Origin of the sequence: uncultured Vagococcus sp., assembly GCF_963518325.1 — a bacterium.
Taxonomy (GTDB): Bacteria; Bacillota; Bacilli; order Lactobacillales; family Vagococcaceae; genus Vagococcus_D.
Genome location: NZ_CAUQJB010000002.1, coordinates 44996 through 70975 on the forward strand (window position 1 = coordinate 44996; position 25980 = coordinate 70975).

A 25980-nucleotide genomic window follows, 5' to 3' on the forward strand; every position below is an offset into this window, starting at 1 on the left:
TGCTTAAGCATTTAGAGATTGTTGCGATCGAAGCGCTAGTGTAGAGTCCTAAACTTCTACGCATTAAAAATGCTAGCCGTCATTCTTAGGTCTTCAGACCTTAGAGATGAGGGTCATCGTAGAGCCGTCATTCTTGCCAATTTATTGGCTTAGAGATGAGGGTCATCGTAGAGAGTTAAGGCTCTCCTTTTTCTAATAGCGTCCTTCTTTGGAAAACCATCTTGCATGTTGATTCTACTTTACTATGCTAATACGTTTTCTGCTAAATGTCTAGTCTTTCAGCTCCTAAAACGAAATTATTCTTATTTACAAAAAAGAAGGCAACCTATCTGCCTTCTTTCGACTTACTTATTGAATTAATAACTCAATGGTTTTTTTTATTGCTGCCACTTTTTCAGACACTGCTTCTTGAGTTTCAGCTTTGGCGGCAATATAAAACTTAATTTTGGGCTCTGTTCCTGAAGGTCGAATTGCTACCCAGCTGCCATCTTCCAATAGATATTTCAAGACATTGGCTCTTGGTAATTCAATAGGCTTTTTAGTACCATCAGCAAAGGTTGTCTCTTGTGCATCAAAGTCTTCAGTCCCAAGAACCGGAATACCCCCAAAATCGGTAGCTTGTTCAGTCCGGGCTTTAGTCATTAGGGCCTTGATTTTCCCTGCTCCTTCAATGCCTGCCATAGTCACAGAAATGGTTTTTTCTTCAAAATAACCATATTCAGCAAAAATAGCTTGTAAGCCATCATAAAGTGTTTGTCCTTTTTTCTTGTAGAATGCAGCCACTTCAGCTAATAACAGCAAGGTTTGGATCGCGTCCTTATCTCGCACGAAGGACTTGACCAAGTAACCATAGCTTTCTTCAAAACCAAACATAAACGAATGAGAACCTGTTTGCTCAAATTCTTCGATTTTTTCTGCAATAAATTTAAACCCTGTCAAAACATTCATCATTTCAACGTCAAATTTCTGGCAAATCGCCGTGGCCATCTCACTTGAAACAATTGATTTTAAAACTGCCGCGTTGGCTGGTAAAATCCCAGCATCCTGTTTAGCTGTTAAAATATACTGAATTAGCAATGCGCCAATTTGATTACCAGTTAACACCTGATATGAACCATCCGGCAAACGAACAGCCGCTCCTAAACGATCGGCATCTGGGTCAGTTGCGACCAACAGGTCTGCGCCTTCTTTTTGCCCTAAACGGATAGCATATTCAAATGCCGACAACTCTTCTGGATTTGGTGATTTTACCGTAGTAAAATCAGGATCAGCAATCGATTGCTCTGGCTCTAAAATAAATTGCTCAAAACCAGCTCGTTGAAGAGCTCGTTCTCCTAGCATCTTACCTGTACCATGAAGAGGGGTAAAAACTAATTTTAATTCTTTGCCATACTCCTTGATTAAGTCCAAATCAATCGAGACAGACTTAATATTTTCCAAATAAACAGTATCAAGTTTATCACCCACTATTTCGATGTACTCAGAAGGGGATTCGTCACTGTGAGCCGCAATGTTAATCGCCAAAGGATTTTCAATTTGACGAACAAACGCCGTCAAAGCATCAGCATCTTGTGGCGGCATCTGCCCACCATCGGCTCCATAAACTTTATAGCCGTTATACGCAGCAGGATTGTGACTGGCAGTAATCATAATGCCAGCGATACAATTTAACTCCCGTACGGCAAAAGATAGTTCCGGTGTCGGTCTTAAACTTTCAAAAACATAGGCTTTAATCTGATGAGATGCCAGTACTCTAGCTGCTTCCAGACCAAATTCAGGTGATTGATGACGAGAATCATAGGCAATCACAACACCTCTGCTTTTTGCACTCTCATCCAGTGTTTCAATAAATCGAGCTAATCCTTCTGTTGCTTGTCTTACCGTGTAAACATTCATGCGATTAATCCCAGCACCTAAAATACCTCGCATTCCTGCTGTACCAAATTCTAAAGGTGCGTAAAACGCATCTTCTAATTGTTCAGGATCAGTTGCTAATTCGGCTAAATTTGATTTTAAAGCCCCTGGTAAATCTGGCTGTTCTTGCCATTCTTTATATACTTGTTGCCAAGTCATCCAAGCCACCTCTTTCAATAAATTATACAAGACATAGTATACCATTAAACACTTTAGTCTGCTGATAATTTTTCCTTAAAGAAAAAATAAAAAAAGCTAGACCCCCTTACTTTTTCAGTTGAAAATTGGCGTCAAAAAAACAAGCAGAAATGAGTCCCCCAACTCAATGCCGCTTGTTCATTCCCTTCTTTAATACAACTCTAAATATTGTTCTCTTTCCCACTCAGAGACTTGTTGGCGGAAAGCACTCCATTCAAGGCGCTTGGCTTCAACAAAATTAGCATAAATATGCTCGCCCAGAGCATTTTTTATCACCTCGTCTTTGCGCAAGGCTTTGATTGCATTATGTAATGTTGAAGGTAAATCCGTGATTTGAGCTGCCTCACGTTCCTCTTCGTTCATCACATAAATATTGCGGTTGACTTCTGCCGGTGGCACAATCTTGTTGCGAATGCCATCAAGGCCTGCCTCAAGTAGGACCGCCATTGCTAAGTAAGGATTAGCCGAAGGATCAACAGAACGCAACTCTAAACGAGTAGACAAACCACGAGATTCTGGCACTCGAACTAATGGCGAACGATTGCGACCACTCCAAGCTACATAAACCGGTGCTTCAAAACCTGGCACCAACCGTTTGTAGGAATTGACTGTCGGATTACATACTGCCGTATACGCGCGAGCATGTTCCAGTAAACCTCCTAAGAAATAATAAGCAGTTTGACTCAATTGACGTTCGCCATTTTCATCGAAGAAAGCATTTCCTTCATCAGTGAAAAGGGACATATTACAGTGCATGCCTGAACCAGCAATGCCGTGTAAAGGTTTAGGCATAAAAGTCGCATGCAAGCCATGACGACGGGCAATGGTTTTTACCACTAATTTAAAGGTTTGAATATTGTCACATGCTTCCAACACATCTGCGTACTTAAAGTCAATTTCATGTTGACCAGGCCCACATTCATGGTGGGAAGCCTCAACTTCAAAACCAAGGTTCTCAAGTTCTAACACAATATCTCGGCGACAATCTTCACCTAAGTCTTGCGGAGAAAAATCAAAGTAACCGCCGCTATCATTAAGTTCAGTCGTCGGTTTCCCTTTCTCATCCAGTTTGAAAAGGAAAAATTCTGGTTCTGGACCTAAATTAAATGACTTAAACCCAAGATCGCTCATCTCTTTTACCACACGCTTCAAGTTTCCACGAGGATCGCCCAAGAAAGGTGTGCCTTCTGGCATGTAAATGTCACAAATTAAACGAGCCACTTTTCCATCGCCATTTTCCCAAGGGAAGATTAACCAGGTCTTAAGGTCTGGAAATAAGAACATGTCGCTCTCTTCAATTCTAACAAAGCCTTCAATAGAAGAACCATCAAACATCATTTTGTTATCCAAAACTTTGTCTAATTGACTGATCGGCACTTCCACATTTTTGATTGTTCCCATTACATCGGTAAACATTAAACGTAAGAAGCGCACGTTTTCTTCCTTGGCAATCTTTTTAATCTCGGCAATTCGTTTGGCATTTTTTTCCACAGTTGTCGTCCCCATTTGTCATTAGATTTTAAAACCTTGGGCCTTCAGATTGGAAAGGATGACGATTCAAACCACTTTCTGCTAGCAGTTCATCATAAAAAATCCTCCGCACCTCATTGTCCGTTAAGTGGTAAGCTGCTTTTTGTGATTGTTGCTTTTCCTTTTCTCGATCATACAGTTTGTGAATGCCTGCCATATTATAGCCTGCACTGAGCCAGTCTTTAATTTCAAGTAAACGATCCACATCATTCAAAGAATACATCCGTTGATTACTACTTGTTCGCTCTGGAAATACTAGCTCCTGTTCTTCGTAATAACGAATTTGCCTAGCACTTAAATCAGTTAATTTTATAACTGTTCCAATGGGAAAAACAGACATCGACTTCCGCAATTCTTTTTCACTCATAGCAGCCCTCCTCTTAATTGATAATAGAATCATACCAGTTGATAAAAAAACTGTCAACATTCCATGTTAGCTTTCCTTACATGGATGCGTTATTTTTTTATACTTTTTTTCAACACTGTATATAAAGATTGATTTATCAAGTTTTCAACAGTTATAATAAAAAGAATAAATAATGATAAAGTTCAAAAAATATATTTATTTATCATTCTCTACCTGTTTAGCCACTGCAAATAAAACTAGACCAATTCAACTGAATAGATGACACGCCTCAATACAACGGGTTAGGATTAAATCAAATACCCTTTAAAACAAGTTTCTTAAGCAATCTGTCGCTTAGACGTCTCTATCCTATGAATAAATCAAAAGAAATAACTCGTCACTAGAAAATAAGCCCTTCCGTCCTATTTCTGGACAGAGGGGCTACTTCTTTATACCTTTTGAAAAAACATCGTTAACAGCATGACTAACTGCTAGTTTAGCATGTTCATACGTTAAACCACCTTGAACATATAAAATGCAAGGCGGGCGCAAAGGCCCATCGGCAGTCAACTCGAGACTGGCACCTTGAATAAAGGTACCAGCCGCCATTATAACATCGTCTTCATAACTTGGCATATAGGTAGGAATAGGTCTGGATTGCCTGACAAAATGCCACCATCACCTCTCGCTCTTTTAAAACTACCATCTGAATTAAGTAAGTCCGCGGTTCATCCCATTTAGGTGTTGACTCAATATCAAATTCAGCCAGCAATGCCGCTGTATAAATTGCTCCCTGAAACGCTTGGCTAACAACGTGAGGAGCTAAAAAGAAACCTTGAAGCATTTCGTGAATAATGCCGATCATAGCCCTAGTTTCCTAACCTACACCAGGAATTGTCATGCGATACCCACAACACTTAATCAACTCTTCACGCCCTACAATATAACTACCAGTCTTACAAATCCCACCACCGGGATTTTTTATTAAGGAACCCGCCATGATATCGGCTCAATTATCTCCGCAAACTCCCCATAACAATTATCGACAAAAAAAACCATTCCTGGATAGCAATCGCGAATAAGAGTAACCATCTGACCGATTTTCTCCACAGTAAAGGAGGGTCGCTGATCATAACCACGGAAACGCTGGATAGCAACGAATTTGTTTTTGCAGTGACTTTTCCCTCGATACCACTAGAATCAACATGGCCATCAATTAACCTCACCTGGTCATAACCGATATTGGATTCTTTAAACGAGCCAATTCCGTCACCTGCAAGACCGATCACCTCAAGCAAGGTATCGTAAAGCGTCCCTGTAATGTACAACAAATCATCATCAGGCCGCAACACTCCGAATAAAACAGTTGCAATGAGATGGGTACCGGAGATCAACTATGGACGAATAATGGCATCTTCTGTATTAAAAACCTCTGGATAAATCGACTCAAGAGTGTCACGCCCCAGATCATCATAGCCGTACCCAGTGGACATGGCAAAGTGACTTTCCGATAATTGATTGCGACGAAAGGCTGTCAGTACTTTACTTTGATTAACTAACGCCACTTCTTCCATTTGCCGGCGCATAGGTGTGATTTTGATATCTAGCTCTTTAATTGTTTCAATCAATTCAGGCGCTAGTTGAGCGGACCAGATCATCACTCCTCCTCTAGCCACCGAGAATTTTTAGATGCAAATCCCTTGGCGACATATTCTTCAGCCTCTTCATCAAATTCCTGGCTGACCAGTAATGTATGGGTCGCCAATCGATTTAATAAATGCCCCTCTTCCGCTCGCAAATGTTTTTCATAAGGTTCGAACATCTCCATGATTTTCCGTCTAATACCAGCTTCTACCACCACTCGATCAGCTGGATTCTTGGCAGAAATTTGAATATTTGGGAAAAGGGTAGGCACAAAGGTATGGTCATCCACCTGATCAATTTTATTGTAAACAGTCATCAAGGGAATCTCATTCATCTCCAACTCGTCTAACAGACCTAAAACCGTCTTTTCTTGAAGATGACGATCTTCAGAGCTAGCATCCACAACGTGAAGCAATAGATCCATACTGCGACTCTCTTCCAGTGTGGATTGAAAAGCCTCAATCAATTGTGTTGGCAAGTCCTGAATAAATCCAACCGTATCAGTCAAGGTCACTTGGAAACCTTCAGCCATCTGCCATTGTTTAGTCAAAGGATCTAGAGTCGCAAATAACTGATCTTCAGAGTACGTCTCTGCATCCGTCAACATATTTAAAAGAGTTGATTTCCCAGCGTTAGTATAGCCAATTAAACCAATCTGAAAAACATTGGCATCTTGGCGCTTTTGACGATTTCGTTCGCGACTAGCCCCTACTTCTTTCAATTCCCGCCGTATGGCCGTTAACTTGTTTCGAATATGACGACGATCCGTTTCCAATTTTGTTTCTCCCGGGCCACGGGTGCCAATTCCTCCACCTAAACGAGATAAACTGGTTCCTTGCCCGACTAAGCGAGGCAAAAGATAATTCAACTGAGCTAGCTCAACTTGCAGCTTTCCAGCTTTTGACTGGGCTCTCATGGCGAAAATATCAAGAATTAATTGGACCCGGTCCAGCACGCGTACATTGACTGCGTCGTTAATCAACTGACTTTGACGAGGTGTCAATGGCTGGTTAAACACTACTAAATCTGCCTCATGAGCATCTACCAATTGGACTAATTCAGCCAATTTCCCTTTACCAATAATTGTTTGACGACTCACCATCTGCCTCTTTTGAACCAATTGATAGACAACTTCCCCTTGAGCAGTCTCTGTTAAATTTTTTAATTCATTCATCGATTCAGTAAAATACTGTTGATTACTTTGCGTTTCCACGCCGACTAAAATCACTTTCTCACGTTCTAACAAAAAGCATTCATGCCCCTTTCTAATAAAAAACTGACTTATTTTTCCAACCAATTGGCAACATCCATCTGAAGCTCACTTAAGGATTCAGGATGCGCCACCAAGTCCCACCACTCAACCGACATCCGATTGCGAAACCATGTTAATTGTCGCTTCGCATAACGACGGGAATTCTGTTTCACTAGAGTGACGGCTGTCTCGAGGTTCGATTCACCTTGAAAATAAGGGAAAAATTCTTTATACCCAATCCCTTGGGCTCCCTGAATACCTTCTTGTCCGTAGACTCCACGGGCTTCTTCTAAAACTCCCGCCTCCATCATCAATTCAACTCGTTGATTTATCCGTTGGTACAAGTTCTCACGCTCAGTCGTTAAACCAATCAACTTAACATCATACAACGCATTCTCTAAATCATGATAATCCACTTGAACCTGTTCAGTCAAACTCTTCCCAGTTAACTCAATGACTTCAATAGCCCGAATAACTCGCTTAACATTATTCGGATGAATTACTTCGGCTGCCCCTTGATCTTGGTCGCGAAGTCGTTCCCACAATTTCTGAGTCCCACACCGTTCCCAATAAACCGTTAACTCTTGGCGAAGCTCCGAGGTATCCAGCGCCTCACTTTGGCCACCTAACTCAAAGTCAAATAATAAGGATTGAATATAAAGTCCTGTCCCACCTACAACAATGGGTAATTTTCCCCGACGATGGCAGTCCGCCAGATATTGACGACCTAATACTTGAAAATCCGCCACCGAAAAACTCTCCTGTTGATCCCGTACATCTAATAAATAATGAGGAATCCCTTGACGCTCTTCAACAGTCGCCTTGGCTGTGCCTACATCCAGCCCTCGATAAACTTGCAAAGAATCACCACTGATAATTTCACCATTAAGGGCTTTTGCCAGCTCAACACTTAACGCGGTTTTCCCAACTGCAGTCGGACCGACAATTACTAATACTTTTTCTTTTACCAATTATTCTTAACCTCTCCCTATCATAAGTTAGGATACATCAAATTACGGTAGCGGATAGCCTCCCGCGGATAGTCCGTATGAATCCCAGTAATATTATGTCTAAAGCAATAACGCATATCCAGCTCATCATTAACCGTCCAAGGTCGAACAGCTTTCGGATAAGCACTTATCTTATCGCCTTGACTTTTAACCCAATCAATTTTCGGATGAATCCCACTGATAAAAGCCATCGTTTGTGCCTTTTTTATCTTTTTAACTGATGTGGCCATAATATAGGCTTTTTCAGCCAGTGGATCCAGTTGGTGAACGATTTCAAGTGACGTTAAATTAAAACTTGAATAGACATAATCGAATCCCCAAGATTCGCTTTGCATCACCTTGACAATATCCCCTTCAATTCCCAAATAAGCTTTTTCATCTGTCTTTATTTCAATATTAAGTAATCCTTTAAATCCCTGTTGCTCTAAGAAGACCAAGACTTCTGTGAAAAGCGGAATCCGCTGGTCACTGTATATGGGATCAAACCAACTTCCTGCATCCAGTTGTTGAATTTCTTGAAGTGTCAACTGATCGATTTCGCCTTGGCCGTTCGTCGTACGGTCAACCGTATTGTCATGAATGACAACTAAGGCCTTGTCTTTTGTATACTGGACGTCTAATTCAATGCCATCACTCTGACAATCAACGGCCTCCTGAAATGCAGCAAAGGTATTTTCAGGGTGCGTTCCTTTACTTCCTCGATGAGCAATTACTTTTGTCATTTCCATCAACCTCCAATTCAACTCTAATTCTATCACTTTACAAGTAAAAGTAGTAGGAGAAAGAAATGCTATTAGCGTAGAAGCGGCTCAAACACAACTAAATGCAATAAATATAGTATATCACTGGCTTTTTTTTACAATTTGTTGGATAATAGAACCTATCTAATAGATGAAAAGGTGATTAATGATGAAAAAATTTGTATCTGGTTTCCTGGCAGGAACAACAGTAGCAGTAGCGACTCTAGCAGGTATCGTATATGGCGTGAAAAAAACTGTCATCGAACCAATTGAAGAAAAAGAAAACATGATCGACGATAACCGCCGCAAAGCAATGCGTAAAAGTCGCGCTCGCTAGTCACACATGCAGCTCGATAACACAGCAACCACCAGACAGTTTGCCTGGTGGTTTTCCTATTGTCTATGATTTAGTACGTGAAAAAAACACTCAGCTTCGAAAAGCTGAGTGTTTTTGATTAAAGTTTAAATTAGTTTTTAGTTACGTTAGCTGCTTGCGGGCCACGGTCGGTGTCTTCAATTTCAAAAGTAACTGATTGACCTTCTTCTAATGATTTGAAACCTTCTCCTTGGATCGCTGAAAAATGTACAAATACGTCTCCACCATCATTTTCGCGTTGGATAAATCCAAAGCCTTTTTCTGCGTTAAACCATTTTACTGTACCTTGTTCCATGTTGTGTTTCCTCCTCGTGCCTTGTCTTGCACATAATATTGTAATACTTTTGCGGTACGTTAAAGGTGTCTGCAACTTTTCTCGTTAAACAACCTCTACATACTGACCATTCTAGAATTACACCTATTATGATAACGCATTAATAAAACAATTGCAAGTACAACCTTTTCAGCCTGTCACCTTATTTAACCCTCATTAAATAACATGAAGTTCTTTTAAACTACAGTAACTTTGATGGCCGATTATCAAGTGATCCAACAATTCAATCCCCATTAATTCCCCGCACTCCACAACCCTTTTAGTGAATTCAATATCATTTTTAGATGGATAAGTATCTCCTGATGGATGATTATGAACTAAAATTATTCTTGCAGCTGAGTATTTAACTGCCGAACGAAAAATTTCCCGCGGATGGGCAATGCTTTGGTTTAAACTGCCAATGAATAACGTTTCCTTCTTAATCATTTCATTTTTCGTATTCAAATACAGTGCCATTAAATGTTCTTGTCTCAAATCTTTAAGCTCTTCAATCATCATCTGCCCGATTTCCATACTTGACGTGACCCTACCTAATTTGACCTGATTTGCTTTAGCCAACCGCATTCCTAATTCAATCACCGCCTTAATTTCAACTGCTTTAACTAACCCAACTCCCTTGATCTCTTGAAGCTCTTCAAGAGATGCCACCTTTAACTCATACAGACTTCCAAAATGATTTAAAAATTGTAAAGACAAATGCATGACATTTTTCTCTTTAAAACCAGTTCGTAAGATAATTGCTAATAACTCTTGGTCCGAGAGTGCGCCTTCCCCATAATGAATCAACCGTTCTCGAGGACGATTGGCGACTGGCATCTCAGAAATCAAATTTTTACTGCTCATTTCTTGACTCAAAAAAACCCTCCTTTTTGCTCCCTACTAATAAAGTAAGCAAAAAAGAGGTGATTTCATTTATTTTTTTAACATTTCTTTGACTTCTTTTAAATCTGGGAGAACTTTTAAGGTTTTTTCTCGAATCTCAACAGTTGGTTGCAATAAATCTGGCACCATAATAACATCCACACCAGCACCATGAGAAGCCAGTACACCATTAAAAGAATCTTCTAACATCAAACAGTCAGAGGCATGAATCCCTAATTTACCTACGGCTTTTTCAACGATTTCCGGATCAGGCTTAGCTCGCTTAACATCTTCAACAGACACAATATCAATAAAGAAATCACGAATCTTAGCCTTATCCAATAAAATGTCAATAAAAATTCGCATGTTACTACTTGCTACCACACAAGGGACAGCCTCTTGCTTAAAGTGGCGCAAAAGTTCTACAACGCCTGGTTTTAATGCCGCTTGGCCAGCCAAGAACATTTTCTTAACCTCTTGGTGACCTTCTTCCATAAACGCATCAATCGCCTCATTAGGCACTTCTGCAAAGTCCTGATAATACGCTTGTTGTAATTCTTCATCGGAAATCCCCACATAGCGCATGTACAACTCTTCGTCGTAGCCTGTAAGTCCATATTTTGGCGCTAATTTCATGCTCGCCTCACAATAAATTGTTTCAGTGTCAAAAAGTAGCCCATCCATATCAAAAATGATGCCTTTATACTCTTTCTTCATTGGAACCTCCTGTTTGAAACGCTTTTTGCTGACTGGTCTGAGCTCCCATGGAGTTGCGTCTAGTCAGACTTTATTAACCCCTTATTTAACCCACTTCTCACTTAACACTATTAAGAAATAACCATTATTCAAGTAAAAATGACCTTACTTGAGAAATAAAATACAACGACCCCGTGACTAATAACACATCGTCGCCTGTTAACTGTCCTTTGAGTTCAACTAAAGCCTTTTTCCAATCTGGAATCAACTCAGTCGCCTCTAGCCCAGCTATCGGGTAATCAGTTAAGTTATAGGCCTTCGGATAATCAAAGGTCGTTAAATACAGATGCATCTCAGGAACTGTTAATAGTAATTGTAACATCTTTTCCACTGCTTTTGGCTTAATTGCCGCAAAAATCGTATAAATTTTACGATTGGGAAACTCCAATAGTAGATTATCCACTAATACTTGGACAGCCGGTTCATTATGAGCACCATCGATTAAGACCAAGGGTGACTCGCTAATCGTCTCCATTCTCCCAGCCCATTCAGCTTTTAAAAGGGCCCGGCGAAAGTCAATGAGAGTCGGATCATAGCCTAAGTCAGGACCTAATTGACGAAACATCTCAAGAGCCAAGCCGGCATTATCTCGCTGATGTTGGCCAATAAGAGGGATGTTAACCCCTTCAGCAGCCAGATTATGACTCACAAAATCAAAAGACTCTCCTTTAATTCCCAAAGAAAAGGGATTATTTAAGCGGTAATCACTTTGATATTGAGCTAAAGGACTACCTTTCTCCTTAGCAGATGCTATCAGTACGTTTAGCGCCTCTAACGGAATGTTCCCTGTCACAATCGGACGACCAGCTTTGATAATTCCAGCTTTTTGATGCGCAATCTCCGGTAACGTGTCACCTAGAATATCCATATGGTCCAAACCGATTGTTGTAATGCCACTAATCAAAGGCGTAATCACATTTGTACAATCCAACGTCCCCCCTAAGCCAACTTCAACTATGGCCACGTCCACTGCCTCTTCATAAAAATAATCAAACATCATGGCCGTAATAATTTCGAATTCCGTTGCACCACCTAGATCAGTACTTTTATCCAGTTCTGCCACTAAAGGTTGAAACTTTTCAACCAAAGCCACTAGTTGTTTATCAGGTATTGGCTGATTATTAATTGCAATCCGCTCATTAAACGCCGTTATATAAGGAGACGTAAAGGTCCCTACTTTAAGACCTGCCTCCTCTAACAAACATCTTAAAAATGTGACAGTCGATCCCTTACCATTTGTCCCACCAACATGAACAGTTTTTATTTTGTGTTGAGGATTATCTAGTTTATCAAGAAGAGCATTAATTCGCTCCAAACCCGGTCGCGAGCCGAATGGCAAGCGACTGTGAATCCACTCAAGAGCCTCCATATAAGTCATTGAACTTTCCCCCAGTCACTTATTTGCGTAATGTGGCAATCCGTTCCTTAACAGCTGCTTGTTTTTCCAAGTAACCTTTTTCTTTTTCACGTTCACCTGCTACGACTTCCTCAGGTGCATTTGAAACAAAACGCTCATTTGACAACTTGCCTTGAACCATCTTCACTTCTTTTGTCCATTTTGCCAATTCTTTTTCCAAGCGAGCAATTTCTTCTTCGATATTGATCAAATCCGCTAAGGGTAAGTAAATTTCTGCTCCTGTAATAACCGCACTCATCGCAAGCTCTGGTGCATCGATATCTGGTGAAATCACTAATTCTTCTGGATTACAGAAACGTTGAATGTAATTCTGATTAGCTTCCAAGAATTCTTTGACACCTGAGTCGCTTGTTTTAATCAGCAACGTAATAGCTTTAGAAAGAGGCGTATTGACTTCTGCCCGAATATTACGAACCGAACGAATCACTTCTTTTAGAACTTCCATTCCATCTGCCGCTTTTTCATCAGATAGCTCAGGGACAACCACTGGATAACTTGCCACCACAATTGAGTCGCCTCGATGAGGAATTTTTTCCCAGATAGCTTCTGTCACAAAAGGCATTATCGGATGAATCAGGCGTAAAATATTGTCCAAGGTATAAACTAAGATACTACGAGTCATTTGTTTTTGACTTTCATCTTCGCCATACAAGACCTCTTTACTCATCTCAATGTACCAATCACAGAAATCATCCCAGATAAAGTTATACAAGTGACGACCAGCTTCACCAAATTCGAATTTTTCAAAAAGGGTATTCACGCGCTCAATGGTTTCATTAAGACGAGTTAAAATCCAACGGTCAGCCACCGTTTTACGGCCCTCCAATTTGATGTCCGCAAAAGTAAGGTCTTCTGTGTTCATTAAAACGAAGCGACTGGCGTTCCAAATTTTATTAATAAAGTTCCAAGAAGCATCCATCTTATCATAACTAAAACGCATATCTTGTCCCGGGGTTGAGCCATTCGACATAAACCAGCGCAGGGCATCTGCACCATACTTATCAATGACTTCCATTGGGTCGATTCCATTATCTAAAGATTTACTCATCTTGCGACCATCTTCCGCTCTTATTAATCCATGCATCAAAACATTTTTAAATGGCGCTTTACCAGTAAACTCTAAACTTTGGAACATCATCCGACTAACCCAGAAGAATATAATATCATACCCGGTCACTAAGGTTGAATTAGGGAAGTAACGTTGATAATCAGGTGCCTCTTCATCAGGCCAGCCCATGGTTGAAAATGGCCATAAAGCTGAACTAAACCATGTGTCTAAGACGTCTTCATCTTGAACCCAGTTCTCACTATCAGCCGGCGCAACTTCACCAACATACAATTCACCTGTTTCTTTGTGATACCAAGCTGGAATTTGATGTCCCCACCATAATTGGCGAGAGATAACCCAATCATGAACATTTTCCATCCATGTTGAGAACGTTTGGTTAAAACGTGGTGGATAAAAGTCAACACGATCATCTGTTTCCTGATTAGCTAAAGCTTCCTTAGCTAATGGCGCCATTTTAACAAACCATTGAGTCGACAAACGCGGCTCTACAACGACACCACTACGCTCAGAATGTCCCACACTATGCACCATTTTGTCAATCTTAACTAGACGCCCTTCAGCTTCTAGATCCTTGATCACGGCTTTTCGTGCTGCAAAACGATCCATGCCTTCGTATTTACCACCTAAACTGTTGATCGACCCATCTTCATGCATCACGTTTACTCGTGGCAAATGATGACGATTACCAACCTCAAAGTCATTAGGATCATGGGCAGGTGTGATCTTCACAACGCCAGTCCCAAATTCCGGATCAACATAATCATCTGCGATGATTGGGATTTCTTTATTCATCAGTGGCAAAATAACATACTTACCAATCAAGTCTTTGTAGCGCTCATCTTCCGGGTGAACGGCAACAGCAGTATCGCCTAACATTGTTTCTGGACGAGTCGTCGCAATTTCAACTGTTTCACCACTGCCATCAGCTAACAAATAACTCATATGGTAAAAGGCACCTTCCACATCTTTATGAATCACTTCGATGTCAGATAGAGCTGTTTTCGCTTTGGGATCCCAGTTAATAATGTATTCACCGCGGTAGATTAACCCTTTTTCATACAGAGTCACAAAAACCTTGCGCACGGCTTCAGATAGCCCTTCATCCAATGTAAAACGTTCACGAGAATAATCCACTGAAATACCGATTTTCGCCCATTGATCACGAATATGACCGGCATACTCTTCTTTCCATTCCCAGGTTTTTTCAACAAATTTCTCACGCCCTAAATCATAACGTGTTAGGCCATCTTCAGCTAATTTTTCTTCCACTTTCGTTTGAGTGGCGATTCCCGCATGGTCCATTCCTGGTAACCACAAGGTATCAAAACCTTGCATTCGCTTATGACGGATAATAATATCTTGTAACGTCGTATCCCAAGCATGGCCTAAATGTAGTTTTCCAGTAACATTTGGTGGTGGAATCACGATCGAATATGGCTCTGCCGACGGATCCTCACTTGGAACGAAACGCTTGTCTGCAACCCACTTGGCGTAACGGCCTTCCTCAACTTCTTGGGGGGCATACTTTGGTGCTAAATTCTTTTCTGACATACTCATCCCTCTTTCATAATGTATCATGTAGTAATCATCCCGGCTTCACACCAGAGATCAATAGGTTATTTCCTGTTCTCATCGGCTCCCAAACTCAGCCAGATTCGCGTCCATCGGATTTTCCTAGCGGTCTTCAGGACAATCAAAAAACCCTAAAAACACACATGTGTTCTTAGGGCGTCATTTACGCGGTACCACCTAATTTATAGCCAAACAGCTACATCTCTAGCGTGAGCTAACGGTCACGACTCGGATTAACTTACTGTTAGTTCAGCTAATCAACTCACAAGCTACCTTCACTTTCTGCCTAGTAAAAACCTTCCAGCCTAAGGGTTCTCTTTCTGACACTATTTCAAAAGTTACTTCTCTTGTTCTACGTCCTGACCATATTTTACATGTAAACCTGCCGAAGGTCAAACTTTCTTCCTAAAAAGACCATGATTTTAACCGATATCTCTAATTAAATTATTCCATATCTTCTCACTTGCTCCAAATAACACCTTTTTATGATTTTAGACGTGCAAACTACACCTCACTAAAAATCACCTAAAAAAATCTTCTACTCGTCTTTCAACTGAGTAGAAGATTCCTGTTTTTAGATCAACCCTTTAGCAGTAGCTAATGCTTGCTCATAATCTGGTTCCGTTGCTATCTCCGGTACAATTTCTTCGTAAACAACAGTCATCTCTTTATCGATAACAAAAATAGCTCGTGCTAATAATTCAACTTCCGGCATAAACAGTCCGTAAAGTTTACCGAATTTTAATTCTGTATCGTGAAGCATTTCCATGTCCACATCTTCAGCAGCACACCATGATTCTTGCTCTTCTTTTGTGTTGTTTGAAATTGTTAAGAAATGAACCCCATCAACTTTAGCAGCTTCCTGATTAAAGCGCTTTGTTTGTAACTGGCAGACACTCGTATTGATATTCGGTACGACACTGATAATAACGGGTTTATCTGAAAGGTCTGACAATTGAATGATTTGCTTGTTTAAATTGACTAATGAAAAATCAGGCGCCTTTTTCCCTACTTTAGGTTGGTCACCTTCCAATTCTACTGGTTTGCCCTTCAATGTTACTTTCATGATGCTGATAACCCCTCTCATATTTTTGATACCTTCAGTATACGAGATATTTCTTGTAAAAACAAAAGTCATGCTTATTGATTGGCAAAATTAAACTGATGATTTGATGTAAAGTTTTCATCAAAATAAATCAGCGTTTGTAATTCCGTTGTCAAATCAATATACTGAATCTTTACATTGTCAGGTACTTTTACCCGACCTGGCGCGAAGTTTAAAATCGCCGTAATGCCCGATGTCACGATGGAATCAACTGCTCCTTGAGAATGTTTGCTTGGAACGGTTGAAATAGCCGTCATAACCCCTTCTTTTTTCACGACATCTGCCAAATCATCCATGTGGCGGATTGTGATGTTATTAATTTTTGTTCCCACCAAACTTGGATCACTGTCAAAGGCGCTAACAATGTTCAAATATTCATTTCTGCGGAAGTTATTTTTTATTAAGGCTCTTCCTAAATTACCGACACCGATTAAAGCAATTCGCTTTTCAACTTGAGTGTTTAGTATATGACTGAACACTTGAATTAAATAACTAACGTCGTAGCCATAACCACTTCTACCTAGTTCACCAAAATGGGAAAAATCACGCCGAATCGTCGCCGATGGCACTTGAATTAATTGACTAAATTCTTTTGATTTAATCCGTTCAACATTGGATTCTTCTAAAATTTTTAAGTAGCGATAGTACAATGGAATCCGCTTAGCTGTAGCATTTGGTATCTTACATTCGTCTTCTTTTTTCATTTTTTCTCACCTCTTGTTAAAACATTCACACTCCAAGTGTACCATTGACCGCTGCGCATTACAATAACTTTGTGAAAAAAAGAGTTAATTTTACAGAATAGCAAAAAAGTACAAGAACAACTAGCCTAAGCTGCTCTTGTACTTTTATCATAATAAATCATCAAATTCTTCTGCATCACCGGCTAAATACTGTTGACCTAATTGTATTTCACTGATTTTAATACCTGCTACAGCACGTTCAATTAGCCCTTCCACATCTAGTTTTCCCTCAAAATCAAGAGCACGATCTAAACGTGGTTTAGTCTTAGGTTTAGGTGGGGCAAAAATAGTACAACAATCTTCAAATGGTTGAATCGCTAAATCAAAGGTATCAATTTTTTCAGCAATCTCAATGATTTCACTTTTATCCATTGCCACTACTGGACGAATAATTGGAGTAGCAGTCACTTCGTTGATAGCAATCATACTGTGTAGCGTTTGCGACGCCACTTGACCTAGGGATTCTCCATTGATGATGGCTAGTCCTTTACGCTTTTCACGAATCTGATCAGTAATCCGCATCATAAAACGACGAGTAATCGTCATTAAGTAACCTTCATCAACATGCTTTTTGATTTCTTCTTGAATTTCTGTAAACGGCACCTCGATAAATTGAATGCTACCCACATAAGGAACTAACTTCACCGTTAAATCTTTCGCTTTATTCAACGCTTGTAGACTCGTATAAGGAGGACTATGGAAATGTACGGCTTCAATTTTTACGCCTCGTTTCATCGCTAAATAACCAGCCACCGGTGAATCAATCCCACCTGAAAGCATCAACATGCCACGACCACTTGAACCAACTGGCAACCCACCTGCCCCTTTGATTGTTTCACAAGAAAGAAAGGCGCCATCGGGACGAATCTCTACTCGCAAGGTTATATCCGGCTTTTTCATTTCAACGCCAATAGTGGGAATCGCTTCAATGACATGATGGCCAACCTCTCGATTCAACTCATTTGTATCCAATTCAAATTCCTTGTCTGAGCGTTTAGTATTGACTTTAAAACTTTGACCTTCCTCATACACTTCGGTCATCATTTCAACAGCTGTGCGATAGATTGCTTCAGTTGTTTTAGGAATTCTAATAGATGGCGAAACATTTTGGATACCAAAGATCGGCTTCAAAGCATCCATCACCCCAGTGCTATCTTCCCCATTTAACAACAAATGCATCCGATCACGATTAGCATGGACTTTAACATTGGGAAATTGATTTAAAGCACTTTTGACATTACTAGCTAAGATGCTTATAAAAACCCGTTTATTTTTCCCTTTAGTGGAAAGTTCACCATAGCGGACCATAATTTCTGTATAATTCATGACATTTCCTTCCTCTTTAACCTTATATAGTGGTTTAATTATTAATCTTGGCAAACTGTTTGTATAATTGATTAAAGACAATCATAAATTGCTCCGCTTCAACCATAGTCGAGTTCGCTTCCAAACTTAAGCGAATAGCCGTAGTTGCCACACTATCATGGACGCCCATCGCATGCAACGTACTCCCAGCCACCTTACTGCGGCTAGAACAAGCGCTAGTGGTTGACACGATAATATCTTTTTGCTCAAATGCATGAACAAGCACTTCCCCTTTGACTCCTTTAAGGCCAAAACAAACAATATGGGGAGCGAAATCCTGATTATGTTCAGAAAAAAGCGACACCTTATCGTATTTTTTTAATGAGTCCAATAAGTATTCTTTAATATTAGCTTCTCGTTTATTTTTTAGTTCCTGATCTTCTAAATGGAGACGAACAGCTCGAGACATAGCCACTACCCCCGCTACATTTTCTGTTCCACTACGATGATTATGCTCTTGACCACCGCCGTTTAAAAGCGGCGCAATAATCCGACCTTTACGACTAAAGATAAAGCCAACCCCTTTTGGCCCATGAAATTTATGAGCAGAAAAGGTGGCAAAATCCACACGAGGCGTCAGCCATTTTTCTTTTGGCACTTTTCCTAAAGCTTGCACAGCATCAACATGAAAGTGAATCGTCGGGTAATCGATTAAACACTTACCAATCGCCTCAATCGGTTGCACACTTCCTACTTCATTATTGACAGCCATAATTGAAACTAAAATAGTTTCAGGTCGAATCAAAGACGCGAGAGCTGCAACATCCACAATGCCTCGTTTATCAACTGGCGCTTTGGAAATTTCAAAACCAAACTGCTCAAGTTGCTGGGCAGCTTTCGAAACAGCCGAATGTTCGATATCTGAAATGATTAGATGTTTGCCAAAGCCGTTCTTTTCTATAGCAGTGCCTTTAACAACCCAATTGTCACCTTCTGTTCCACCACTAGTAAAATAAACTTCTTCTGGTAAAACCTCTAACAATTCGGCTAGTTGTTTCCGCGATTGATCCAATAGACGAGTCGCTTGCGCTCCTAATTGGTGTAAGCTCGAAGGATTCCCTAAAATCCGTTGGCTTGTCTTTACATAAGTATCTAATACGCCAGGATGAATTTTTGTCGTTGCGCTATTATCAAAATATATCATAACTTGACTCCTTTTCTTTAACTTAACTGTCATTTCAGTAAATTATCACCACTAACTCAGCTATTTCACTTCACGTAAAATCCTTATTCATTATAGACGTTATTGACTAAAATTACAATCACCGATAACTGAAAGTCACTCTACCTTCTAGCTTCTAATTCCAGTAAGAACAAAAAAACTGCCTCTCTTAAAATGAATTCAAGAGAAACAGTTTCGCTTAATTAAAAATGAGTAATACTTTCTTTATTATTAAAATAGAAGGACTCGATCCGTTTAAAGGCACCTGGTTCAGTTCTTTCTAAGGCCGCACCAATTTCATCTAAAGCATCTTGGTAACGGTATTCAATGTTAAACAATTGTAAACTCTTATCAATGGCCTGGCTAATTCCACCATGGCTATGACGATAGCGATTAGAATACTGCAACATTTGTTCCGTTAATGCAGCACTGTCAACTAATTCATTGGTTTTTTCTTCAAGAACTTCAATGTCCTTTTCACAGTACTCAACCAGACGGTTAATTTGTTCCATATCAATTCTAATTTTGTTTAATTCCTTGCTTAATTCTTCAATGCGATCAGTTGCCACATAGAAAAACTCCAAGTATTCTTTTGGCACGCCAGGCAAACGTTGCTTGTCAACATAGCGTTTCATGTTACGCAAACTAAATTCAAACTCATCAATTTTCTTCTGAGCTAATTTCTCACCTTTACGAAGTGATTGCAATGACGTGTTAATTTCAATTTGTTGATTTTCAATCTCATCCAATAATGAGTAAGCATCTTTTAAGCGACTTTCCACTTCGCTGTAGACAGCTTCATGGTTTTTAAGTTGCTCTTCAATGGCGGTAAACTGTTTAGTCAATTCTTCCAACTGCGTTTGGAACCCACGAGAACGACCTAACTCATTGTGATTAAGAGCATAACTTTGAGAAATATGATCCAACTCAATTAACAATTGACGATTGTTGCGTAACGCGTGTCCGATAAACTCACGAACAGTTTTCATATTAGCTTTGACATAGGTTTGAGCTTTGATTTCTGTTTCCATCACTTCATACAGTTGATCAATCCGCTCTGAAATTTCCACGTTGTTTTCAGCCACTACTTGAACTTCACATTTTTCCAAGTAAGCCATGGTTTTCTTAATTCGTGAATTAACTTTCACGATATTTTTCTTAATCTCGTCATCTGGAAACTTGAAATTTTGTTTAACTAATTTTTTATGACCATTGATAATTTCTTTCATTTGGTTAGGAAAGACCTTATCCAATTCCTCGAACAATGGTGGAATTAATTCCATTACCGCTTCTAACTCATACGTCCGCGCCTCGGCTTGTTCTAAAACTGAACCAGCTTCCATCGGATCGCCGGCAGTATTTAACGCCACAAACTGTGTAAATTCATTTTCAATACTCTGGACTTGCTTTTGAATTTCGCCAATTGCTGGTCCATATTTTTTAGTTTCTTCTTTTGATAGAGCACTAATTTCTTCATACTTGTCTAAGGCTTGTTGAACCGCTAGTGAATTACGTTCTTCACTTTCACGTAGCTCTTTTAAGCCTAAACGAATCGCTTCAACCTGCTCTTCCATTTCATCCATCGTGTCGTAAGCTTCTTCGATTGCACCTTTGACTTTCATAAATCTGAAGGTTTCATTCAGATTCTCAACTTCAAAAATCCGACTTTCTAATTCAGCAAATGAAGCTGTTGAAATATCTGTCCAACGTTGATTCCATTCTCTAAAGGTATTTTGGCTTTGGCCAACCAAGTGCATCTTTTTAACTTCTTCGACTTCTTCTATTACTGGCAAATCAAACAAATCGATCTTCCGCTTTTCTAACTCATCCAAACGTTCTTCATTTTTTCTTTTCATTAAAAAAGCGACTAGGTATAGCAAAGCTGCAACGGCAATGACCGCACATAATACCCAAATCCATATATTTGATCCCATGAAATTTCCTCCGTTTTTCTATCAATTATCAAGATTACTTATAGTCCTAAAGGCAAAGGTAAGCATACCATTTTTACTGCAATCAAAAACTAAAAGTAAGTCATTTTAAGTTTAATTTTAAGTTTATCAACATTTTTTGCATCTATTCTAAATTATAACATAGGAAATGATTTCATTCACTAGTTAAATGATAAAAGCGACAAAAGATTGAAAAAATGAGACTTTTGACTGGTATCCATTCAGCTTTAGCAAAACTTGTCTTCAATTTGAAACATGCTTATCTGCCAACATAAATAAAAAGTCCTCCTCAAAAAAAGACTTTTCCCTAAAAAATTATACAACTAAATCATTAGAAATGCTAGTTTAAAATCAGTAAATATTATTATCCCTTTGAGATACAACGAATTTCAGAACCTGATATCCCTGTCGTTCAAACTTAATCTCCTAATTTTGACTCTCGTTTTCAGCTATTTTTCCCACCTGTTTAACCGCCCTCTTCATCCTTCTTTTCTAAATTAATTGACCCCTTCTTTCCCTAGTCTTCAAAATCAGATGATCATCTTCTTCAGCCCCTTCTTCCGATTTTTACACAAAAACCACACGATAAATGACACTTTTTCGCGATAAATGAGTAAAAACTAAGAAATCTTCTCATTTTCCACTCATTTTGTATTGATTTTACTGGCTCACTTCGGTATTCTGATAAGTAAACATCTAATTAATACAGTTTATGAATAGTGGGGTTGAACGAATGAAAGTTGTAAAATTTGGAGGAAGTTCTCTTGCTTCTTCAACACAATTAAATAAAGTTTTAGCTATTGTTAAATCAGATGAACAAAGAAAGATTGTCGTCGTTTCTGCACCGGGAAAAAGAAACCCTGACGATGAGAAAGTCACCGATCTATTAATTGAATACGCAGACGCTTATTTGGCTAATCTTGAGTATCAAGAGATTCAAGCTCAGATTATTCAACGTTACGAAGCAATTGCCTTTGAATTAAACTTAGGTGACGCGATTATTGAAGACATTCGTCAAGCCATTCTTAATTTAGCCGAAGAAACTGAGCTAAGTCAAGATGCGGCTCGTGTGATGGACCGATTTAAAGCTAGTGGAGAAAATAACAACGCCAAACTTGTGGCGACTTTCTTCCAAAAAAATGGCCTCAAGGCTCGTTACATGAGTCCTCAAGAAGCAGGCATGATAGTCAGTGACGAGCCTGGCAATGCCCTTATTTTACCAAGTTCTTACGATGAACTTTTTAAATTACGAGCAACTGAAGAAGTTCTTGTGATTCCGGGATTCTTTGGTTATACCGAAAAGGGGGAAATTTGTACCTTTTCTCGAGGTGGTTCTGACATTACCGGCTCGATTATCGCTGCTGGTATCCATGCAGATCTTTATGAAAACTTTACCGATGTGGACGCTATTTATGCCGCTCATCCTGGTTTAGTTAAAAACCCTCATAAGATTAAAGAACTGACCTTTAGAGAAATGCGAGAGCTAAGTTATGCTGGATTTGGCGTTTTCCATGATGAAGCCTTAATTCCTGCCTTCCGTGGGGGAATTGAAGTAGTTATCAAAAATACAAATAACCCTAGTGCTCCTGGTACAAGAATTCTGCTTGATCGTCAACCAGGCGATGAAGCCGTTATTGGCATTGCTGGTGATTCAGGTTTCGCTATTTTCTACATGAGTAAATACCTTATGAATAGAGAGATTGGGTTTGGCCGAAAGGTTTTGGAAATTCTTGAAGATGAATCTCTTAATTATGAGCACATGCCATCTGGTATTGATGATATTTCAATCATCGTTCGTGAACATCAATTATCAACTGACGTAGAAAATCGATTAATCGATCGCTTCAAAAAAGAATTACAAGTTGATGAGATTCACGTCAACCATAATTTATCAATGATTGCCATTGTTGGCGAAGGGATGAAAAGCAATGTGGGGACTGCAGCTAAAAGCACCCATGCCCTTTCTGCAGCTGGGGTTAACTTAGAGATGATTAACCAGGGGTCATCAGAGGTCAGCATTCTTTTCGGCATTAAGAGTTGCCATGAGGATATCGCCATCCAAGCACTATATGAAGAATTTTTTAAAAAGTAATGCTAGCTTTTAAAAAATACCGCCAAACCAAGAAGCTAGTTTTCTTGGTTTGGCGGTATTTAATTTGGCTATAAGCGCCTCAGCTAACTCGACGCAAGGGAAATCAAAACACCTCGATTGAAGACCTGAAAATATCCTCTCTTTACAATCGACGCCCCGATAAAAGTCCTTTAAAGAGGTCTGAAAACAACTAACTTCTTTCCCGGGAAATTTAAACAAACCGCAATCAAAAACATCGTTAATGCAACGTTGACCCCATAAAAGATAGTCCTTTTTCAAGGACTATCTTTTATTTCCGCTCTGTTTCGACAACTCTTCTTCGATTTTCTCTTCTGGAGCGAAATCCTGTTCCCAATTTTCAGGCTTCATAACTTTCCCCGTAACTGGATGAAAATGAGGCTGACCATCAGGAAATAATTTTCCCATATTCGCCTCGTGAACAATCTTAAATATCTCGGTAGGATCCACTCCCATTAAAACAAAGGAGCCGTAAGTAAAGTAGAGGGTATCGATCAAGGCATCGACTTCTTCAACAAGGGGATTCTTAACCCGTTCCCCTTTTGTGCTTATTTTAGTGACCGCTCCATCAATACTATTCTTAAGTCCCTCAACTAAGCTTTGGAACCTTTGCTGGTCATTGTCAGCGGCGGCATATAAAAACTCCACTAACTCCTCCGCCTTAAAGCCAGCTCGGTAGCCAGCTTCTTGTGGTGAAAAAACTGTCGGCTGATGATTTTTGCTTGGATGAAATTTATCATGAAATGCTTTTGCTTGTTCGTATGGATTCAACCCTGTTCCTCCCTATTTAATAATGTTGTAATGTCGAAGGGCATTATAAATACCATCTTCCGTGTTGCTAGTTGTGACGTAATCCGCTAACAGCTTAATATCCTCATTAGCGTTGCCCATAGCAACTCCTAGACCAACAGATTGCAGCATCTCAGTGTCATTCCAACTATCCCCAAATGCCATGCACTGATCAAGTGTAAATCCTAGATGTTGACCTACTTTTTGAATCCCCACACTTTTTGAATTTCGCTTCATAATGATATCTACCGTATAAGGATTTGAACGAGTAAACTTGCATTCTGGAAATAACTTTTCCAAGATTGGCTGCTCACTTTCGGGACTAATTAACACACACTGATAAATAGGTTTCCTTAATATAGCTAAATCTTGATAACGTTGTTTATTTCCCGTTCGACTAATCTTTTGAGCTATCTTCTTAAAAAAAAGAGAATTACGGGCTTTAGGTAAAAACCGTTGAAGTCTTTTGGCCCAAGCTTTTTGACCGATGCTCATAATCGAGCTCCCCGCCAATTCATCATTGCTGCCGAAAAGAATTTGCCGCTTATTCTGATCGCAGTAAGCAGCAATTTTTGTTACTAAATCCACTGGAAACGCATTGGCATATAACACTTGATCACGGGTATAAACATACTGCCCGTTATAGGTCACAAAAACATCTAAAGCTAATTGGTCCACCTGCTCGTCAAGACGAACTGGACCACGACCCGTTGCCAACCCACAAATAATCCCTTGGCTCTTTAATTGGGCAATACTCTCTTTAGTTGAGGCTAAGGCTTTTGCTTGATGAGTGACTAAGGTTCCGTCGATATCGAAAAACACTGCACTTATTTTCATTCTCTCGCTCCTAAAATAAATCAATCTGTTCTGGATTTAACCCTGAATAATCAATACCCAATAACTCTTTCAACGCCATGGCATTATCTGCGGCGTCCCCTCCAGAATTATTATTAAAAATAATCGTCGTTGTTTTAACCTGACCTGCCACATTTAGAACAGCCTGTTTTATTTCTTCCAGTTCCTCTTGATTATAACGATAGAGGGTCCGCTTCTTCCTCCAGTCGTCCCCTTTTGCTAACCAGCCATCTTTATAGCGACCGTGAAGTCTAAAAATAGCTTTATCCGGATGTGTGACCACTGGATAAAAAGGAATCGAACGATCTTGAACCTGTGGTTCGTCAATCGTCAATAAAATAAAGTGTTCCCCTCGCATGAATTCAAGGGTTTTTTCAAGATAAAGTGGCTCGTACCAACTTGGATGACGAAGCTCAACACTTAGTGGAAGATCCCCTAAATAATGACGCATGCGACGGAGATGAACGATATTCTCTTTCGTGCAATCAAACATAGCCGGAAATTGACATAATATAGCTTCCAATTTTCCCCTTTGCACAAAAGGTGCAATCGCATTTCTGTACGTTTCGTATAATTCTCGTTCTGATTCATAATAGTCTTCCCACGACGTTTGAAGAGTCATGGCCTGATTGGCTTTAACTAAAAATTTGAACCCATCTGGTGTTTGACTTTCCCAATTCTCAAAAGTCTTACGACTGGGTATCCCATAAAAAGGATTATCTATCTCGACAACCGGTAATTTTGAAGCGTAGTCACCCAAAGTTGGTCTTGGTTTTTTTATTAAACTGGTGTGCTCTGACCAGGTAGTTAGTCCGATGTTAATCATTTAACCCATCCTCTCATTTACATTTTACACAATCTTAATTTTTTTAGCAAAAAC

Annotated in this window: 21 protein-coding genes, 1 pseudogene and 1 other annotated feature; of the genes and pseudogenes, 2 read left to right on the forward strand and 20 right to left on the reverse strand. The window is 39.7% G+C overall.

The genetic code is table 11. From position 1 onward, the window contains the following. Nucleotides 1-348 precede the first annotated feature (348 nt). From RWN13_RS02125 to RWN13_RS02155, 7 genes and pseudogenes are all read right to left on the reverse strand, one after another. A complete protein-coding gene (locus RWN13_RS02125) occupies nt 349-2073 on the reverse strand; it encodes a phospho-sugar mutase (protein WP_314059999.1) in 1725 nt (574 codons plus the stop codon). A 189-nt stretch (nt 2074-2262) separates the two neighbouring features. Then, the gene (gene glnA / locus RWN13_RS02130) at nt 2263-3603 is read right to left on the reverse strand and encodes a type I glutamate--ammonia ligase (protein WP_314060001.1); all 1341 of its coding nucleotides are present in this window, start codon (nt 3601-3603) and stop codon (nt 2263-2265) included. 28 nt (nt 3604-3631) lie between these two features. Continuing rightward, a complete protein-coding gene (locus RWN13_RS02135) occupies nt 3632-4009 on the reverse strand; it encodes a MerR family transcriptional regulator (RefSeq protein WP_314060003.1) in 378 nt (125 codons plus the stop codon). Nucleotides 4010-4429: 420 nt separating this feature from the next. Then, a pseudogene (locus RWN13_RS02140) lies at nt 4430-5646 on the reverse strand (methionine gamma-lyase family protein). Beyond that, nucleotides 5646-6878: a GTPase HflX gene (hflX, locus tag RWN13_RS02145; RefSeq protein WP_314060005.1), complete on the reverse strand. Its 1233-nt coding sequence runs from the start codon at nt 6876-6878 to the stop codon at nt 5646-5648. Before hflX ends, RWN13_RS02140 begins: the two are co-directional and overlap by 1 nt. Before the next feature lie 35 nt (nt 6879-6913). Beyond that, complete coding sequence (gene miaA / locus RWN13_RS02150) at nt 6914-7855, reverse strand: tRNA (adenosine(37)-N6)-dimethylallyltransferase MiaA (protein WP_314060007.1); 942 nt, start codon at nt 7853-7855, stop codon at nt 6914-6916. A gap of 20 nt (nt 7856-7875) precedes the next feature. Next, nucleotides 7876-8616 carry a glycerophosphodiester phosphodiesterase gene (locus RWN13_RS02155; RefSeq protein WP_314060009.1) on the reverse strand — a complete coding sequence of 247 codons (741 nt, stop codon included), beginning with the start codon at nt 8614-8616 and terminating at the stop codon, nt 7876-7878. Between the two features lie 187 nt (nt 8617-8803). On the opposite strand from RWN13_RS02155, the gene RWN13_RS02160 reads away from it, so the two are divergent. Then, on the forward strand, nt 8804-8971 hold the full coding sequence (locus tag RWN13_RS02160) for a DUF3042 family protein (protein ID WP_314060011.1): 168 nt from the start codon (nt 8804-8806) through the stop codon (nt 8969-8971). Nucleotides 8972-9101: 130 nt separating this feature from the next. Here the strand turns inward: RWN13_RS02160 and RWN13_RS02165 are convergent, their stop codons facing one another. From RWN13_RS02165 to RWN13_RS02210, 10 genes are all read right to left on the reverse strand, one after another. Beyond that, nucleotides 9102-9305 carry a cold-shock protein gene (locus tag RWN13_RS02165; RefSeq protein WP_209532280.1) on the reverse strand — a complete coding sequence of 68 codons (204 nt, stop codon included), beginning with the start codon at nt 9303-9305 and terminating at the stop codon, nt 9102-9104. Nucleotides 9306-9500: 195 nt separating this feature from the next. Continuing rightward, nucleotides 9501-10187 (reverse strand): DNA repair protein RadC, encoded by a 687-nt coding sequence (gene radC / locus RWN13_RS02170; RefSeq protein WP_314060488.1) that lies wholly within the window; start codon nt 10185-10187, stop codon nt 9501-9503. Between the two features lie 69 nt (nt 10188-10256). Further along, the gene (locus RWN13_RS02175; protein ID WP_314060013.1) at nt 10257-10922 is read right to left on the reverse strand and encodes an HAD family phosphatase; all 666 of its coding nucleotides are present in this window, start codon (nt 10920-10922) and stop codon (nt 10257-10259) included. A 124-nt stretch (nt 10923-11046) separates the two neighbouring features. Further along, a complete protein-coding gene (locus RWN13_RS02180) occupies nt 11047-12339 on the reverse strand; it encodes a folylpolyglutamate synthase/dihydrofolate synthase family protein (RefSeq protein WP_314060015.1) in 1293 nt (430 codons plus the stop codon). Nucleotides 12340-12358: 19 nt separating this feature from the next. Then, nucleotides 12359-14998, reverse strand: a complete 2640-nt coding sequence (locus RWN13_RS02185) for a valine--tRNA ligase (protein ID WP_314060016.1) — start codon at nt 14996-14998, stop codon at nt 12359-12361. 170 nt (nt 14999-15168) lie between these two features. Further along, nucleotides 15169-15383, reverse strand: a binding site (T-box leader). Nucleotides 15384-15593: 210 nt separating this feature from the next. Beyond that, a complete protein-coding gene (tpx, locus tag RWN13_RS02190) occupies nt 15594-16085 on the reverse strand; it encodes a thiol peroxidase (protein WP_314060018.1) in 492 nt (163 codons plus the stop codon). Nucleotides 16086-16159: 74 nt separating this feature from the next. Next, a complete protein-coding gene (locus RWN13_RS02195; protein ID WP_314060019.1) occupies nt 16160-16828 on the reverse strand; it encodes a redox-sensing transcriptional repressor Rex in 669 nt (222 codons plus the stop codon). A 147-nt stretch (nt 16829-16975) separates the two neighbouring features. Beyond that, on the reverse strand, nt 16976-18193 hold the full coding sequence (gene thiI, locus RWN13_RS02200; protein ID WP_314060020.1) for a tRNA uracil 4-sulfurtransferase ThiI: 1218 nt from the start codon (nt 18191-18193) through the stop codon (nt 16976-16978). Between the two features lie 34 nt (nt 18194-18227). Continuing rightward, the gene (locus RWN13_RS02205; RefSeq protein WP_314060021.1) at nt 18228-19376 is read right to left on the reverse strand and encodes a cysteine desulfurase family protein; all 1149 of its coding nucleotides are present in this window, start codon (nt 19374-19376) and stop codon (nt 18228-18230) included. 221 nt (nt 19377-19597) lie between these two features. Further along, nucleotides 19598-21328 carry a septation ring formation regulator EzrA gene (locus RWN13_RS02210; RefSeq protein ID WP_314060024.1) on the reverse strand — a complete coding sequence of 577 codons (1731 nt, stop codon included), beginning with the start codon at nt 21326-21328 and terminating at the stop codon, nt 19598-19600. A gap of 751 nt (nt 21329-22079) precedes the next feature. Between RWN13_RS02210 and RWN13_RS02215 the strand changes: the two genes are divergently transcribed. Continuing rightward, the gene (locus RWN13_RS02215) at nt 22080-23438 is read left to right on the forward strand and encodes an aspartate kinase (RefSeq protein WP_314060028.1); all 1359 of its coding nucleotides are present in this window, start codon (nt 22080-22082) and stop codon (nt 23436-23438) included. A gap of 282 nt (nt 23439-23720) precedes the next feature. Here the strand turns inward: RWN13_RS02215 and RWN13_RS02220 are convergent, their stop codons facing one another. Genes RWN13_RS02220 through RWN13_RS02230 form a run of 3 tightly spaced genes read right to left on the reverse strand, consistent with a single transcriptional unit; the run spans nt 23721 to nt 25926 of the window. Beyond that, nucleotides 23721-24227, reverse strand: a complete 507-nt coding sequence (locus RWN13_RS02220; protein WP_314060030.1) for an HAD family hydrolase — start codon at nt 24225-24227, stop codon at nt 23721-23723. Nucleotides 24228-24239: 12 nt separating this feature from the next. Further along, nucleotides 24240-25082 (reverse strand): Cof-type HAD-IIB family hydrolase, encoded by an 843-nt coding sequence (locus RWN13_RS02225; RefSeq protein WP_314060032.1) that lies wholly within the window; start codon nt 25080-25082, stop codon nt 24240-24242. 10 nt (nt 25083-25092) lie between these two features. Beyond that, nucleotides 25093-25926 carry a DUF72 domain-containing protein gene (locus tag RWN13_RS02230; RefSeq protein WP_314060034.1) on the reverse strand — a complete coding sequence of 278 codons (834 nt, stop codon included), beginning with the start codon at nt 25924-25926 and terminating at the stop codon, nt 25093-25095. Nucleotides 25927-25980: the final 54 nt, after the last annotated feature.